This is a genomic window from Pantoea sp. SORGH_AS_0659, from assembly GCF_031453915.1.
Classification (GTDB): Bacteria; Pseudomonadota; Gammaproteobacteria; order Enterobacterales; family Enterobacteriaceae; genus Pantoea; species Pantoea leporis.
The window spans coordinates 1,458,346-1,473,352 of the sequence record NZ_JAVJAK010000001.1 but is presented as its reverse complement, the minus strand read 5'-3'; the positions used below and the strand labels follow the sequence as shown (position 1 = coordinate 1,473,352).

Here is a 15,007-nt window from a genome sequence, read left to right as displayed (position 1 = left end):
GATAATTCGCGTCGCGAAAAATAGCATCGCCGGCAACTTGTTTCATGACGAAACAATACGGATTTGTTAATTATTCATGGAAGCATCACGGAGGATTTGCTATGCGTCGGATTCCACGCGCGCCGCTCTCTGCGGCCATTGTCTCTGCCCTGTTTGCCGGCACTTTTGTGCCGGTTCCCTCCGCCCACGCCGTGGGTTTTGTCGAAGACGCCACTCTCTCTGGCAATCTGTTTTACTGGCAACGCCAGCGCGATCGCAAAGAGATGGATCCGCAAAAAGGCTCGTACGGTCAGTATGATGCCAATCTGCATCACGCCTCTGCGAATGCCAATCTCGACTTCTCATCCGGTTACGCCGGTGAGGTGATCGGCCTCGATCTGGCAGCGTTTGGCGCGCTGGAGTTAAGCAACGGCGGCCCGGCGGCACCGAATGAAATTGGTTTCAGCAATGCCCGTACGCGCTGGGATGAGGACTGGAGCGGAGATAAGAGCGGCTTAAGTCTCTATAAAGCCGCCATCAAGGCAAAATGGCAGGATAACTGGCTGCGCGCAGGCTATCTGCAGCCCACCGGGCAGACGCTGCTGGCACCGCACTGGAGCTTCCTGCCCGGCACCTATCGCGGCGTTGAGGCCGGCACCACCTTTGATTTTAGCGACGCCGGCGCCCTTTCCGTCTCCTGGATGTGGACTGACGAATACAAAGCGCCGTGGTATCGCGACATGTACAACTTCCGTAAAGCCGATGGCGTGACGGAGATTCCGTGGCTGCAATCCTTTGGTGCCAAATACGATTTTAAAAACGCGCTGGTGCTGGAAGGCGCCTACGGCCAGGCGGCAAATTACATGGATCAGTATTTTGCCAAAGCCTCTTATCAGCTGCCGCTGGCCGATGCACCGTTGCGCACCAGTTATCAGTTTTATGGCGCGAAGGATCGTGACAACAGCGGCATTGGCCAGGTGAACGATGTTTACGATGGCCTCGCGTGGCTGCAGGCGCTGACGTTCGGCTACACGCTCGGCGCGTTCGATTTCCGCCTCGAAGGCACATGGGTAAAAGCCGAGGGTAATCAGGGCTTCTTCCTGCAACGTATGACGCCGTCTTACGCCAGCTCGAATGGCCGCATGGACGTGTGGTGGGATTCTCGCTCAGACTGGAACGCCAACGGTGAGAAAGCGCTCTTCGCCGGTGTGATGGTGGATCTGGGACACTGGCAATTACCTGGCTGGCAAGTCGGTACATCGTACGCCTACGGTTGGGACGCGAAGCCTTCCACCAATCCCCTCTACGACCAAAATCAGCGCCTGAAAGAATCAGCGTGGAGCCTCGACCTGGTTTACACCATCCAGCAAGGCCGCGCCAAAGACACCCAATTCAAACTGCACTACACCCGCTACGACAATCACAGCGATCTTCCCAGCTATAGCGGCGGCTACGGCATCATCTTCCAGGACGAGAAAGACATCAAATTTATGGTCGTCGCGCCATTCACCCTGTTTTGACCCCGATCTGGCAGGAGCCAGAGACTTACCTCCGTGGAGAAGGATAACAACATGAAAAAGTTAAAAATCAGTTTACTGGCGCTGAGCGTGATGAGCCTTGCCGCCTGCAGTTCATCCCCGCGCAGTAATCAGCAGGTCGTCGATCAAATCAGTCAGTTCGGCGTGCAGTATCAGGTCACTGACAACCAGGCGGCCGATCACGGCGTGAACTGCGCGAAACTCGGTGCCGATTGGGCATCCTGCAACACCGCTACCATCACGCTGACCAACAACGGTCCGGCGCTCACCAGTAAAAACTGGGCAATCTACATGAGCAACGTGCACGAAACACTGCGGGTGGATAACGATCAGTTCAAAATGACCCATATCGTCGGCGATTTAACCCGTCTGGAACCGACGGAGAAATTCAAAGGTATCGCGGCGGGTGAGTCGATTGAGATCCCTATCGTCAATGAATACTGGCAGCTGTTTATCACCGACGTAATGCCGCGCTGGTATGTCACCGCCGCCAATGCTACGCCAAAAATTATCACCAGCACCGATACCGAAAACCTCAGCGACTTTGTTAAGCCGTTTGGCGGCCAATGGAAGCGCATTGCCGACGATAAAAACGTGCTAATGCTGCCGCAAAGTCGTTTCACAAAGAATGCCGATGTGGTGCAACTGCCTGCCAGCGCGCTGCGCGGACAAATCACCCCAACGCCGCGTTCGGTAAAAGTTCATGCGGCGGATGTCGATCTGAGCCGTGGCGTTGCCTTGCATCTTGAGGTATTGGCGGACAACCAGGCCGATGCGGTTAAACAGCGTTTCGATTTGATGGGGCTCAAACCGCAGTCAGCGGGTTATGACATTCATACCCGTATCGCCGTCAATCATTTCCACGGCGCAGAGGCGGTTTCCGGTGCGTATGAACTGCGCATCACACCGCGCGGCACCGATATCATTGGTTACGATCATGCTGGCGTTTACTACGGCTTGATGTCGTTGCTGTCGCTGGTGCCGGCTGAAGGTAAACCGATTATCGCCACGCTCGAAGCGAAAGATTCACCGCGCTTTGCCTATCGCGGTGCCTTCCTCGATGTGGCGCGTAATTTCCACAGCAAGCAAGCGGTGCTGCGCATGCTCGATCAAATGGCGGCGTGGAAGATGAATAAATTCCACTTCCACCTGACCGATGACGAAGCCTGGCGTATCGAAATCCCCGGTCTGCCAGAGTTGACCGACGTAGGCAGTAAGCGTTGTCACGATCTGACTGAGCAGCAATGCCTGCTGCCGCAATTGGGCTCCGGTCCGTTCACGAATAACAACGGAACCGGACATTTCAGCCGCGCCGATTATATCGAGATCGTCAAATATGCGCAGGCGCGCAACATCGAAGTGATCCCGGAAATCGATATGCCCGCGCATGCACGCGCGGCGGTGATCTCTATGGAGGCGCGATATCAGCAACTGATGAAAGCAGGTAAACCGCAGCAGGCCAGTGAATATCGATTGGTGGATCCCACGGATACCTCGAATACCCGTTCCGTGCAACTGTACGACCGCACCAGCTATCTCAATCCTTGCCTCGATTCCTCGAAGCGATTTGTCGATAAAGTGATGGGTGAAGTGCAGGCGATGCACCGCGAAGCCGGCCAACCGTTGACCACCTGGCACTTTGGCGGTGATGAAGCGAAAAACATTCGCCTCGGTAGCGGCTACAGCGATGTTAAGAACCCGAAAGCGGGAACGGGCATTTTAGACCAAAGCAAAGAGGACAAACCCTGGGCAAAATCTCAGCTCTGCCAGGCGGTGGTGAAATCCGGCAAGGTGGAAGATCTGGAGCACTTGCCAAGTCACTTCGCGCTGGAAGTGAGCAAGATGGTGAAAGCGCATGGCATTCCGGTGATGCAGGCCTGGCAGGATGGACTGAAAGATGCCGCTGACGCGCACGCCTTCGCCACTTCGCGCGTACGCGTTAACTTCTGGGACACGCTCTATTGGGGCGGCTTTGACACCGCCAACGACTGGACGCTGAAAGATTACGAAGTAGTAATTTCCAATCCGGATTACGTCTACATGGACTTCCCGTATGAAGTGAATCCTAACGAGCGCGGCTATTACTGGGGCACACGCTTCAGCGATGAGCGCAAGATGTTTGGCTTCGCGCCGGACAACCTGCCGCAGAACGCTGAAACCTCGGTGGATCGCGACGGGAAGACCTTTGATGCCACCTCGAATAAGCCGTGGTCAGGCGCATACGGCATTTCAGTACAGCTGTGGAGTGAAACCACGCGTACCGATCAGCAGATGGATTACATGGTATTCCCGCGCCTGCTGTCGGTGGCCGAACGCGGTTGGCATCGCGCGGAGTGGGAGCTGGATTATCAGCAAGGCCGCAGCTTTAAAGGCGGTGAAACCCACTTCGTTAACCAGCAGCAGCGCAATCAGGACTGGCAGCGTTTCGCCAATCTGTTAGGCCAGCGTGAGTTGGGCAAGATGGATAAAGCCGGTATTCACTACCGTTTACCGGTGCCGGGGGCGCGCGTCGAGAATGGCACACTGACCATGAACATTGCGCTGCCGGGTCTGCCGCTGGAGTACAGCCTGGATAAGGGTAAGCGCTGGCAGCGTTATCAACCACATGCTAAACCGGCGATTACGGCTAGCGATAAAGTCTGGGTGCGTAGCGTGAGTCCGGATGGCAAACGCTTCAGCCGCGCTGAAGCACTTTAAAAACTTTCTGCCCCTCGCTGGAGTGCCTGGGGCGAACACTGACAAGGATGTCGATGAAACACTCAACCTTCTCTTTTTATGTTGTTGCGCTGGGTGCCGGTTTAAGCGGCGCCCTGTTCATTCCGACGCTCAGCTTATTTCTAGCCAGTGAACTTAACGTGGCAGCCTGGAAAATCGGCGCCTTCTACAGCGTTAATGCGCTCAGCAGTATTGCGATGAGCTTACTGATTGCCCGTTATTCAGATCGTGTCACGCAGCGTCGCCCGCTACTGCTCTTGTGCTTATTCGCACAGGCGCTCAATGCGCTGCTGTTTATCTTCTGCCGCGATTATCTGCTGTTAATTTCGCTCGGTTCGCTGCTCAATGCTTGCGGCAGTGCGGCGATACCGCAACTGTTCGCGCTGGCACGGCAAACCCGCAGTGACAATGCTTTCAGCGCCATTTTACGCGCGCAATTTTCGCTGGCGTGGGTATTCGGCCCACCGCTGGCATTCTGGATTGTTCAGTTGGCCGGCTTCACCTGGCTGTATGCCGTCATGTTCTTGCTGTTACTGAGCGTGACGCTGCGGGCTATCAGCTTGCCGCCTGGCGAGCGGCTGGCAAGCGCTACTCCTGCAAAGCAACCGGACCGGCAGCCGCTGGGGCACAACCTTTGCTTCCTGATGTTTGCCACCTTACTGGTATGGAGCTGCAGCGCACTCTATCTGATTGCGTTTCCTTTGCATCTGGCAGAGCAGCCAAGCTTGTCTGCCGACTGGAGTGGCGTGCTTTTTGGCCTCGCCGCGGCGCTGGAAATACCGATCATGCTGCTCAGCGCCAGCATGCTCAAACGCTGGGGTAAGAAAACGCAAATGCAGGCAGCCATGCTGTGCGGCGTGATTTTTTATGCGGGGATTTTCTTCAGTCAAAGTTTTATCCCGCTGATGTTACTGCAAATTTTCAATGCCATTTTCATCGCTATCATCGCTACCGTTGGCATGTTCTGGTTTCAGGATTTACTGCAACATCGCCAGGGAATGGCGGCCACGCTGTATACCAATTCGATGTCCATCGGCGTGCTGCTGGCTGGCGTTTTACAGGGAATTATCACCACCGTCTCACCGCTGGCCATCTGGCCGGCAGCCTGTGTGCTGTTGGTGATGTCATTACTACTGATAACAAAGGTCGACAATGTTTAAACACCCTCATTCGTCGCGCACCGCTGCGCGCAACAAAACACATGGAGTGTACGTAAATGAATGTCTTAATTACTGGCGGTGCGGGCTATATTGGCTCACACATTGCCCTTAGCCTGCTGCAGAAAAACCATCGTGTGATCGTGCTGGATAATTTGTGTAATAGCTCACCGCTGGCCTTAACGCGTGTCGAAGCGTTAAGCGGAAAGAAAATGACGTTTCATCAGGGCGATATTCGCCGCCGCGCCGATCTAAATCTGGTATTTAGCCATCAGCCGATTGATGCGGTTATTCATATGGCTGGGCTGAAATCGGTAAATGAATCGCTGCAGAAACCGGTGAAGTATTATCAAAACAATATTGCCGGAACGCTAATGCTGCTGGAAACCATGAAGCAGCATCAGGTGAAAAAACTTATTTTCAGCTCATCCGCCACGGTTTATGGCATTCCGGTAAAGATTCCGCTGTGTGAGAACTGTGATACCGGCAATACCACCAACCCTTATGGCGCCTCCAAATATATGGTGGAGAAGATCATGGGTGAAGTGGTTGATGCACAACCTGAGTTAGCCATTACCGCACTGCGCTATTTCAATCCTGCCGGCGCACATCCCTCCGGCCAGCTTGGTGAGCATCCTGAAGGGATTCCCAACAATTTGCTGCCCTATCTGTTTCAGGTTGCCAATGGACTAAGAAGCCATCTGCCGGTATTTGGTGATGACTATGCAACGCCCGACGGCACCGGCGTGCGCGACTACATCCACGTGATGGATTTAGCCGAAGGTCATATTCAGGCGCTAAATCATCTCAAACCGGGCTATCGCCATTACAACCTGGGTACCGGACAAGGCTACTCGGTGCTGGAAATCGTGCAGATGTTTGAACAGGTGAGCGGCCGAAGCGTGCCGCTCGATATGCGCCCGCGTCGTCCCGGCGATGTCGCCATCTGCTTATCCGATCCCGGTCAGGCGAAAAAAGAACTGGGCTGGCAAGCAACTCGCGGCCTCGAAGACATGCTGCGCGACGCATGGCGCTGGCATACGCAGAATCCGCAAGGCTATGTTGCTCAACCAGCCGGGAGCGAAATCTGATGATGACGCGCGAAACGTTTTTACCTCACTACGAACGCCAACTCGCCGCGCTTAAAAAGCGCTTTACCTATCCCGCGACAGCAGACTGGCAACAAGCATTACGGCAGTTTAAACAGTGGCAAGTGGAACATCAGCCGCACGAGGTGTGCGTTGCGGAACTCTCTTCGATGTTCGCGGTGCCCACCAGCCGACTGACAGGTAATGAATGCACGCTCCATCGCATCTGGCTCGGCGGTCCATCACCACTCAACGTCAACCGCACCATTGCCCAATGGCAACGCGCGATAGAAGCCAGTCGCAGTGATTTCCGGCAAACGCTATGGGTGTGGAATGCACAGCAGCTGGCGGCAGAGGATCGCTTCGTCGCTCAGCAGGGAAACAGCCCCTTTCATGCTGGCACGCTGTTTCTGCCTGATGCGCTGGTGCAGGTCAACAGCTTGAGCGCACTGATCCAGTCATTTGATGGCGCGCTGATCGATGTGCTGCAGCAACTGCATGATAAGCGCTATTACGCTACGCTTTCTGACTTCTTCCGCCTGGCGATTCTCAATCGGTGCGGCGGCGTTTATATGGATGCCGATACACTTCCCGCTCAGCCTGCGACGCTGTTTCTCTGTCATCCTGAACTGCCTGATTTTAAGGCAGAACAGCAGCAAATAAACTGGCTGAATCTCTTCACCGATGAAACCGGCATGATCATCAGTCATCAAAACAATCCGGTGTTGCAGAACTTACAACGGCGGCTCAGTGCGGTGTATCGCGGCTGGCCTCAGCCAATTCCAGCTAAAACACCGGAAAGCGAACGCGCCATCTTCGAACCTTTTTACCAGTTATGGTGCGAGCAATTGCAGGTCACGCAGCTCAGCCATCAGGATTTCAGCCGGTTTGCCGTATGGGGTTTTGATGTTCAGCAGCATCGCGTGAGCGGGATTAAAGGCATGCGCCTGACTGAGGATATTCTCAGCGGTGAACGTCGCCCGCTGAGTGGTGAAGAGCAGCAGCATTATCAGCATACGATTACTCAGCTAGCACAACGCGACTGGCAATTAAGCGATCCTCTGCAGTTAGGTGAACTGGTACCTTTGCTTTCTGAATGCGATATCCTGCAAATTGCTTATGCGCCGCAGCTGCGTGCTGAAATTCCCTATTATCACTATTACGGCGTGCTCTCTCAGGATCCGCAACTGGATAAAGTGAATGCATTATTCAGCGATTTTTTAATTGCGCTTACCGCAAAGAATATTAAAGCAGGTGATTTCTGGCAGCCGATTGATGGTCAGAAAGTGTCGCCACTGATCTTCAAACCGGGAAGTATTACAGACAAGCAAGAACAGCTCGCGATGGCGAAATTAATTTTCACCACCAGCTATCTGGAATACTGCTCGGTCGAGAATATTTATGCCACTGATATAACCACCCTACAGCAGCGGCAAAATATCCAGCCTTTCCTGCAACAGATTGCCGTGATTTATAATCCGCAGGGAAAAATGGTGGGTTTCGTTAACGCTGCGCCGATTCAGGATTACGATCGCATCAAGGTGCAATATGGCTATCGTCAGGAGGTTTTTCCACTGGATGTGGCTTACGACAGTTTCGTGAATCAGCATCGCCAGCCGGACGATTTCTTCATTTGCAGCGTGGCGCTGCAGCCCGAGGAACAGGGAAAAGGCTATTTCAATCAAATTTTGTCAAAGCTTAAGGATCAAGCCAAACAGCAAAAAATGCGCCGCATCACCTTATGCGTCTGGCAATCGAACCCGGCAGCTATGATCTATCGCAAGAAAGGTTTTAAGGTGGTGAGCAGAATGAAACAGGAGGTTGCACGGTTTAGTGATGAAATCGTGTTTATGGCGCTAATGCTGTAATCCTTCCGCGATCAAATAATCCGGTGCGAATCTATTTTTATTCGCACCGGAAGCAACAGAAGCGCGGTGAAATAAGCAAAGTTTTAATCACCTTGATACTTATCAAATTTATTACGCCAGAAAACGGGCCTAATTGCGCTCCGGATTTGAAGATAAACACCGCCCACTCCATTCCGGTAGCGATAATGAAATTAAAATTCTTCAGCTTTATTCCGCATGCACACAAATGGCACAACATCCGTATTTCCCGCAAAGGCGCTATTTCTCCCACCGGGCGAGCCTACTTCTCAACTCATGTTGAAGCACAATGTAAAGGCTGTGGCGAACGGCTGCATAAAATCTATTACCGCGATATTAGCGATGCGCAAGCCATACGCTGGTTAGGCTAATCATTGTTTTTTCAAATAAAAAAAAGCCCCGCAACATGCGTTGCAGGGCTATTGCGTGGCTATCGCAAAACTTATTCAGCCGGTTTGGTGCGAATCAGATAATCAAAGGCGCTGAGTGAGGCTTTCGCGCCTTCACCGCTGGCGATGATGATCTGCTTGTACGGCACCGTGGTGCAGTCGCCTGCGGCAAACACGCCTTTCAGGCTGGTTTCGCACTTGGCATCAATGATGATTTCGCCCATCTTGTTGCGCTCAACCGCACCTTCCAGGAAGGTGGTGTTCGGCAGCAAACCAATCTGCACGAAGATGCCGCTCAGCGCGATTTCGTGGCTGCTCTGGTTGTTACGGTCAATGTAGGTCAGGCTGGTGACTTTGCTGCCGTCGCCTTTCACTTCGGTGGTCTGTGCGTTCAGAATCACATCGACGTTTTTCAGGCTGCGCAGTTTGTCCTGCAGCACTTTGTCGGCGCGCATTTCGCTGGCAAATTCCAGCAGCGTCACGTGCTCAACAATACCGGCCAAATCGATTGCCGCTTCCACGCCTGAGTTACCGCCGCCGATCACCGCAGTGCGTTTGCCTTTAAACAGCGGGCCGTCGCAGTGCGGGCAATAAGTTACGCCCTTGGTGCGATACTGCTCTTCGCCCGGTACGCCCATGTTGCGCCAGCGTGCGCCGGTAGCAATGATGATGCTGCGGGATTTCAGTACTGCGCCAGATGCGGTTTCAATTGCGTGCAGACCGCCCTCTTTCGCCGCCGGAATCAGCTTGATGGCGCTCTGGGTATCAATCACATCAACATCGTAATCATCAACGTGGGCACGCAGAGAACCGGCCAGCTTCGCGCCTTCGGTTTTTGGTACGGAGATGTAGTTTTCAATGTCTACGGTGTCCAGCACCTGACCACCGAAACGCTCGCCCATCAGGCCAGTACGGATGCCTTTACGTGCCGAGTAGATGGCCGCTGCTGCGCCCGCCGGGCCGCTGCCGACGATCAGCACTTCGTAGGCTTCACGTTTGTTCAGCTCTTCCGCCGCGCGCTTGTCGGCGTTGGTGTCCACTTTACCGACGATTTCCGCCAGGCTCAGACGGCCCTGACCGAACTCTTTACCGTTGAGGAATACCGCCGGCACGCCCATCACGTTGCGCTCGGTGATTTCGTTCTGGAACATACCGCCGTCAATCGCGGTATGGCTGATACGCGGGTTCAGCACCGCCATCAGGTTCAGCGCCTGTACCACGTCAGGACAGTTGTGGCACGACAGGGAATAATACGTTTCGAAGTGGAAGTCGCCTTCCAAAGCCACAACCTGATCCAGCAGGCTCTGCGATTCTTTCGAAGGGTGTCCACCGGTTTGCAGCAGGGCTAAAACCAGTGAAGTAAATTCGTGACCCATTGGCGAACCGGCAAAGCGCGGACCGCTCTGGCTGCCTGGGTTAGTGATCAGGAAAGAGGGTTTACGCACCGGACGATCGTTCTCTTCGCGGAAGCTGACTTTGTCTGACAAGCCCGCGATATCGGCCAACAGAGAGCGAATCTCTGCCGATTTGGCGCCATCATCCAATGTGGCAATCAACTCAACCGGTTTCGTTAGTTTCTCAAGGTAAGCCTTGAGTTGGGATTTTAAATTGGTGTCGAGCATAGTGAGTTCCTGTCATGAAAATCGGGTGCCGTAGCACCCGATAGAGAAAGATCGAATGGCAGCTAACTTAGATTTTGCCAACCAGGTCCAGTGATGGAGCCAGAGTTGCTTCGCCTTCTTTCCATTTTGCCGGGCAAACTTCACCTGGGTGAGAAGCAACGTACTGAGCGGCTTTCACTTTGCGGATCAGGTCAGATGCGTCACGGCCAATGCCTTCTGCAGTGATTTCGATCGCCTGGATGATGCCTTGCGGGTCAACGATGAAGGTACCGCGGTCTGCCAGACCTTCGTCTTCGCGCATGATTTCGAAGTTACGGGTCAGCGCGCCAGTTGGGTCACCGATCATTGCGTATTTGATTTTCGCGATGGTGTCAGAAGAACCGTGCCAGGCTTTGTGGGTAAAGTGCGTGTCAGTAGAAACAGAGTAGATATCTACACCCAGTTTCTGGAACTCTTCGTGATGGTCTGCAACGTCACCCAGTTCGGTTGGGCATACGAAGGTGAAGTCAGCCGGGTAGAAGAAGAAAACACTCCATTTACCTTCAACGTCTTTCTCGGTGACTTCGATGAATTCGCCGTTTTTGAACGCTGCGTTTTTAAATGGTTTGATCTTGGTATTAATGATGGACATGGTGACCTCCGTTAAAAGATGTGATGCAGGCTACAGAATTTTCGGGCCAACTTCTAATATGCAGACGTTATCAATCAGATAACCAAAAGCTATCAAAGCGCCGACACCAGATTTCATGCGGCTCGCGGAGGCATTCTACACAAAAAGGGCGCGGTTCTGTCAGGCTTTATCTTTTTGCGGTGAAACTGCTACTTTTATTCAAATACCTTACTGACGGAGCAAATAGGTGCACATACGTTTTTTTGACGAAGCCGATCGGCCTTTTCTGCGCACGCTGTATCTTGCCGCTCGACGCCATAACTGGACGTGGCTGGATGGCGATGATTGGCAGTTAGAAGATTTCGATGCGGTGATTTTGGGCGAAACCGTGCTGGTCGCTGAACTGAATGGGCATCGCGTGGGGTTTGCGGCGGTGCTGGATAATGACAACTTCCTGCATAGCCTGTATGTCGACCCCGATGCGCAGGGACAAGGCGTGGGCAGCGCGCTGTTAGAAAAAGTGCAATCGCGATTTAGCTCGACGGGCGCCTTGAAATGCCTGCAACAGAATCAGGCGGCGATGGATTTTTATCTCAAACACGGCTGGCGGCGCGAAGCGGTTGGCGAGAGCGAGCAGGGAAAATATGTGCTGATGCATTTTCCGCTGGCGACGCGCACCAGCGGAACTGGAAGGCGTTAAACGGCGCGGAACGCGATATCGCCAGGGATAATTTCTCCCTGCCAATAGAGCTGCGCCGCAACGCGACCCGCCAGTTGGCGGTAGAGCGCGGTGAAATCACTTTCCGGACGGCGCACCACGGTCGGTTCGCCATCATCCAGATCTTCACGCAGCGTAATGTGCAGCGGCAACTGGGCCAGCAAACGGGTGCTGTAATCTTCCACTAGCTTCTGCGCACCGCCGGTGCCGAAAATCGGCTCGTGATGTCCGCATTGGCTACAAATGTGCATGCTCATATTCTCGATCACGCCCAGCACCGGCACGCTGACTTTCTCGAACATCACCATCCCTTTACGCGCGTCAATCAAGGCGATGTCCTGCGGCGTGGTGACCACCAGCGCGCCGGTCACCGGCACGTTTTGCGCCAGCGTCAGCTGAATATCGCCGGTACCTGGCGGCATATCGAGGATCAGATAATCGAGATCCGGCCACAGGGTTTCTTTGAGCAACTGCATCAGGGCTTTGCTGGCCATTGGACCGCGCCACACCATGGCGTTGTCGTCGGTGACCAGATAACCAATCGAATTGGTTGCCAGGCCGTGCGCCATAATCGGTGCCATGTGCGTGCCATCCGGCGAGGTGGGACGCTGATTTTCGGTGCCGAGCATATTAGGGATCGACGGACCGTAAATATCCGCATCGAGAATCCCCACGCGCGCGCCTTCAGCGATCAGCGCCAGCGCCATGTTCACAGCGGTGCTGGATTTGCCCACGCCACCTTTGCCAGAACTCACGGCGATGATGTTCTTCACACCGGTCGCGCCCGGATGGTTTTTCACCCGCTTCAGCGTGGCGATGTCGTGGCGCAGTCGCCAGTCAATGGCGCTGGCATCCGTCAGGCGCAACAGTTCGGCGCTGGTTTGCGCTTTCAGCTCTTCAAAAGCGCTGGCCCACGCGAACGGCATCACCAGCTCGATATGCAGCTTGTCATCCAGCAGCGCGACATGGCGCAGGGCTTTCAGCGTGGTCAGGTTATGTTGCAGCGTCGGATGTTCAAAGTCACTCAACACGCCGATAACCAATGCTCGCAGCGCCTCAGGTGAATGATGTTGCTGGGATTGTGAAGTCATCCCCTCTCCTTGTTTATTCATCACGCCAGATTGCGGCGGTGTCTGTTCAATAATATCAGATAGGCGCTAAAAGTGACGTGGATGTCCAGCTGTGTTTACGCCAGAGGGTGCTTCGGTTAACATCTAACACCGATTTTTCTTCAACGGAACGCTACGCAAACATGACTCAAGTCGCTAAAAAAATTCTGGTAACGTGCGCACTGCCGTACGCAAACGGTTCAATCCATCTCGGTCACATGCTTGAACACATTCAGGCTGACATTTGGGTCCGTTACCAGCGAATGCGTGGCAACCAGGTTCACTTTATCTGTGCAGACGACGCTCACGGCACGCCTATCATGCTGAAAGCTCAGCAGCTTGGCATCGCGCCGGAGCAGATGATCGCGGAGATGAAGCAGGAGCACGAAACGGATTTTGCTGGCTTCAATATCAGCTACGACAACTATCACTCGACGCACGGTGACGAAAACCGTCAGCTGTCCGAGCTGATTTATGGTCGCCTGAAAGAGAACGGCTTCATTAAAAACCGCACTATTTCGCAGTTGTACGATCCTGAGAAAGGCATGTTCCTGCCGGACCGTTTCGTCAAAGGCACCTGCCCGAAATGTAAGTCACCGGATCAATATGGCGATAACTGCGAAGTGTGCAGCGCGACCTACAGCCCAACCGAGCTGATCGACCCGAAATCAGTGGTCTCAGGCGCGACGCCGGTGCTGCGCGATTCCGAGCACTTCTTCTTTGATCTGCCCTCTTTCAGCGCGATGCTGCAAGCGTGGACGCGTTCAGGCGCACTGCAAGAGCAGGTGGCTAACAAGATGCAAGAGTGGTTCGAGTCTGGCTTGCAGCAGTGGGATATCTCCCGCGATGCGCCTTACTTCGGCTTCGAAATCCCTGGCGCGCCGGGCAAATACTTCTACGTCTGGCTGGATGCGCCAATCGGTTACATGGGTTCATTCAAAAACCTGTGCGACAAACGCGGCGATATCGATTTCGACGAGTTCTGGAAGAAAGATTCCACTACTGAGCTGTATCACTTCATCGGTAAAGACATCGTCTATTTCCACAGCCTGTTCTGGCCAGCGATGCTGGAAGGCAGCAACTTCCGCAAGCCAACCAATCTGTTCGTACACGGTTATGTGACGGTGAACGGCGCGAAGATGTCTAAATCGCGCGGCACCTTTATTAAAGCCAGCACCTGGTTGCAGCATCTGGATGCCGATAGCCTGCGTTATTACTACGCAGCTAAGCTCTCTTCACGCATCGACGACATCGACCTGAATCTGGAAGATTTCGTGCAGCGCGTGAATGCAGACGTGGTGAACAAAGTGGTGAACCTGGCGTCACGTAATGCCGGCTTCCTGACCAAACGCTTTGGCGGCAAGCTGGCGAGTGAACTGGCCGATCCCGCGCTGTATCAAACCTTTGTGGCGTCCTCAGAGAAGATTGGCGAAGCCTGGGCCAGCCGCGAATATAACCGCGCGATCCGTGAAATCATGGCGCTGGCCGATCTGGCCAACCGCTATGTCGATGAGCAGGCACCTTGGGTGGTAGCAAAGCAAGAAGGCCGCGATGCCGACCTGCAGGCGATTTGCTCCATGGGCATTAACCTGTTCCGCGTCTTGATGACCTGGCTGAAGCCAGTGCTGCCATCTTTGAGCGAGCGTGCCGAAGCCTTCCTGCAGAGCGAACTGAGCTGGGATGCAATTGCCCAACCGCTGCTGGATCATGAAGTGGCGCCGTTCAAAGCGCTGTATGGCCGTATCGAAATGACCAAAGTTGATGCACTGATTGAGGCCTCGAAAGAAGATGCGGCGGCGGCGAATAAGCCTGCAGCAACTGGTCCGCTGGCTGATGCGCCAATTGGCGACACCATCACCATTGATGATTTTGCCAAGGTCGATATGCGCGTGGCGCTGATCGAGAAAGCGGAGCTGGTTGAGGGTTCTGACAAGCTGCTGCGTCTGGAGCTGGATTTGGGTGGCGAGAAGCGTCAGATTTTCTCTGGCATTCGCGCTGCGTATCCGGATCCGTCGGTGCTGGTTGGCAAGATGACCATCATCGTCGCCAACCTCGCGCCGCGTAAAATGCGCTTCGGTATTTCCGAAGGTATGGTGCTGTCAGCGGGTCCAGGCGGCAAAGACCTGTTTGTGCTGTCCGTTGATAGCGGCGCAGTACCGGGCATGCCGGTTAAGTAAGCTAACAAGCCGCCTCAGG

11 protein-coding genes are annotated in these 15,007 nt (G+C 54.1%); 8 read left to right on the top strand and 3 right to left on the bottom strand.

All coding sequences use genetic code 11. The features are described 5' to 3' along the window. Positions 1-101: 101 nt before the first annotated feature. The 6 genes from Q3H59_RS06920 to Q3H59_RS06895 all read left to right on the top strand — a co-directional run bounded on the left by Q3H59_RS06920 (position 102) and on the right by Q3H59_RS06895 (position 8,734). On the top strand, positions 102-1,499 hold the full coding sequence (locus tag Q3H59_RS06920) for a chitoporin ChiP (RefSeq protein WP_309833964.1): 1,398 nt from the start codon (positions 102-104) through the stop codon (positions 1,497-1,499). Positions 1,500-1,550: 51 nt separating this feature from the next. Then, positions 1,551-4,214: a beta-N-acetylhexosaminidase gene (locus Q3H59_RS06915; protein WP_309833961.1), complete on the top strand. Its 2,664-nt coding sequence runs from the start codon at positions 1,551-1,553 to the stop codon at positions 4,212-4,214. A gap of 53 nt (positions 4,215-4,267) precedes the next feature. After that, the gene (locus tag Q3H59_RS06910; RefSeq protein WP_309833959.1) at positions 4,268-5,392 is read left to right on the top strand and encodes a sugar efflux transporter; all 1,125 of its coding nucleotides are present in this window, start codon (positions 4,268-4,270) and stop codon (positions 5,390-5,392) included. Between the two features lie 56 nt (positions 5,393-5,448). Next, the gene (gene galE, locus Q3H59_RS06905; RefSeq protein WP_277973808.1) at positions 5,449-6,480 is read left to right on the top strand and encodes a UDP-glucose 4-epimerase GalE; all 1,032 of its coding nucleotides are present in this window, start codon (positions 5,449-5,451) and stop codon (positions 6,478-6,480) included. Next, complete coding sequence (locus Q3H59_RS06900) at positions 6,480-8,345, top strand: GNAT family N-acetyltransferase (protein ID WP_309833953.1); 1,866 nt, start codon at positions 6,480-6,482, stop codon at positions 8,343-8,345. The genes galE and Q3H59_RS06900 overlap by 1 nt, the downstream gene beginning before the upstream one ends. Positions 8,346-8,530: 185 nt before the next feature. Beyond that, positions 8,531-8,734 (top strand): hypothetical protein, encoded by a 204-nt coding sequence (locus tag Q3H59_RS06895; RefSeq protein WP_101763330.1) that lies wholly within the window; start codon positions 8,531-8,533, stop codon positions 8,732-8,734. A gap of 71 nt (positions 8,735-8,805) precedes the next feature. Here the strand turns inward: Q3H59_RS06895 and ahpF are convergent, their stop codons facing one another. Both ahpF and ahpC read right to left on the bottom strand, forming a co-directional pair. Further along, entirely contained in the window at positions 8,806-10,374 is a 1,569-nt protein-coding gene (ahpF, locus tag Q3H59_RS06890) for an alkyl hydroperoxide reductase subunit F (protein WP_309833947.1), read from the bottom strand. 67 nt (positions 10,375-10,441) lie between these two features. Continuing rightward, positions 10,442-11,005 carry an alkyl hydroperoxide reductase subunit C gene (ahpC, locus tag Q3H59_RS06885; protein ID WP_101763328.1) on the bottom strand — a complete coding sequence of 188 codons (564 nt, stop codon included), beginning with the start codon at positions 11,003-11,005 and terminating at the stop codon, positions 10,442-10,444. 226 nt (positions 11,006-11,231) lie between these two features. On the opposite strand from ahpC, the gene Q3H59_RS06880 reads away from it, so the two are divergent. Further along, the gene (locus Q3H59_RS06880; RefSeq protein WP_110866620.1) at positions 11,232-11,684 is read left to right on the top strand and encodes a GNAT family N-acetyltransferase; all 453 of its coding nucleotides are present in this window, start codon (positions 11,232-11,234) and stop codon (positions 11,682-11,684) included. Here the strand turns inward: Q3H59_RS06880 and apbC are convergent. Beyond that, complete coding sequence (gene apbC, locus Q3H59_RS06875; RefSeq protein WP_309833945.1) at positions 11,681-12,793, bottom strand: iron-sulfur cluster carrier protein ApbC; 1,113 nt, start codon at positions 12,791-12,793, stop codon at positions 11,681-11,683. The genes Q3H59_RS06880 and apbC overlap by 4 nt on opposite strands. Positions 12,794-12,954: 161 nt before the next feature. Here apbC and metG point away from each other — a divergent pair, with 161 nt between their 5' ends. Beyond that, the gene (metG, locus tag Q3H59_RS06870) at positions 12,955-14,988 is read left to right on the top strand and encodes a methionine--tRNA ligase (protein WP_309833943.1); all 2,034 of its coding nucleotides are present in this window, start codon (positions 12,955-12,957) and stop codon (positions 14,986-14,988) included. Positions 14,989-15,007 lie beyond the last annotated feature (19 nt).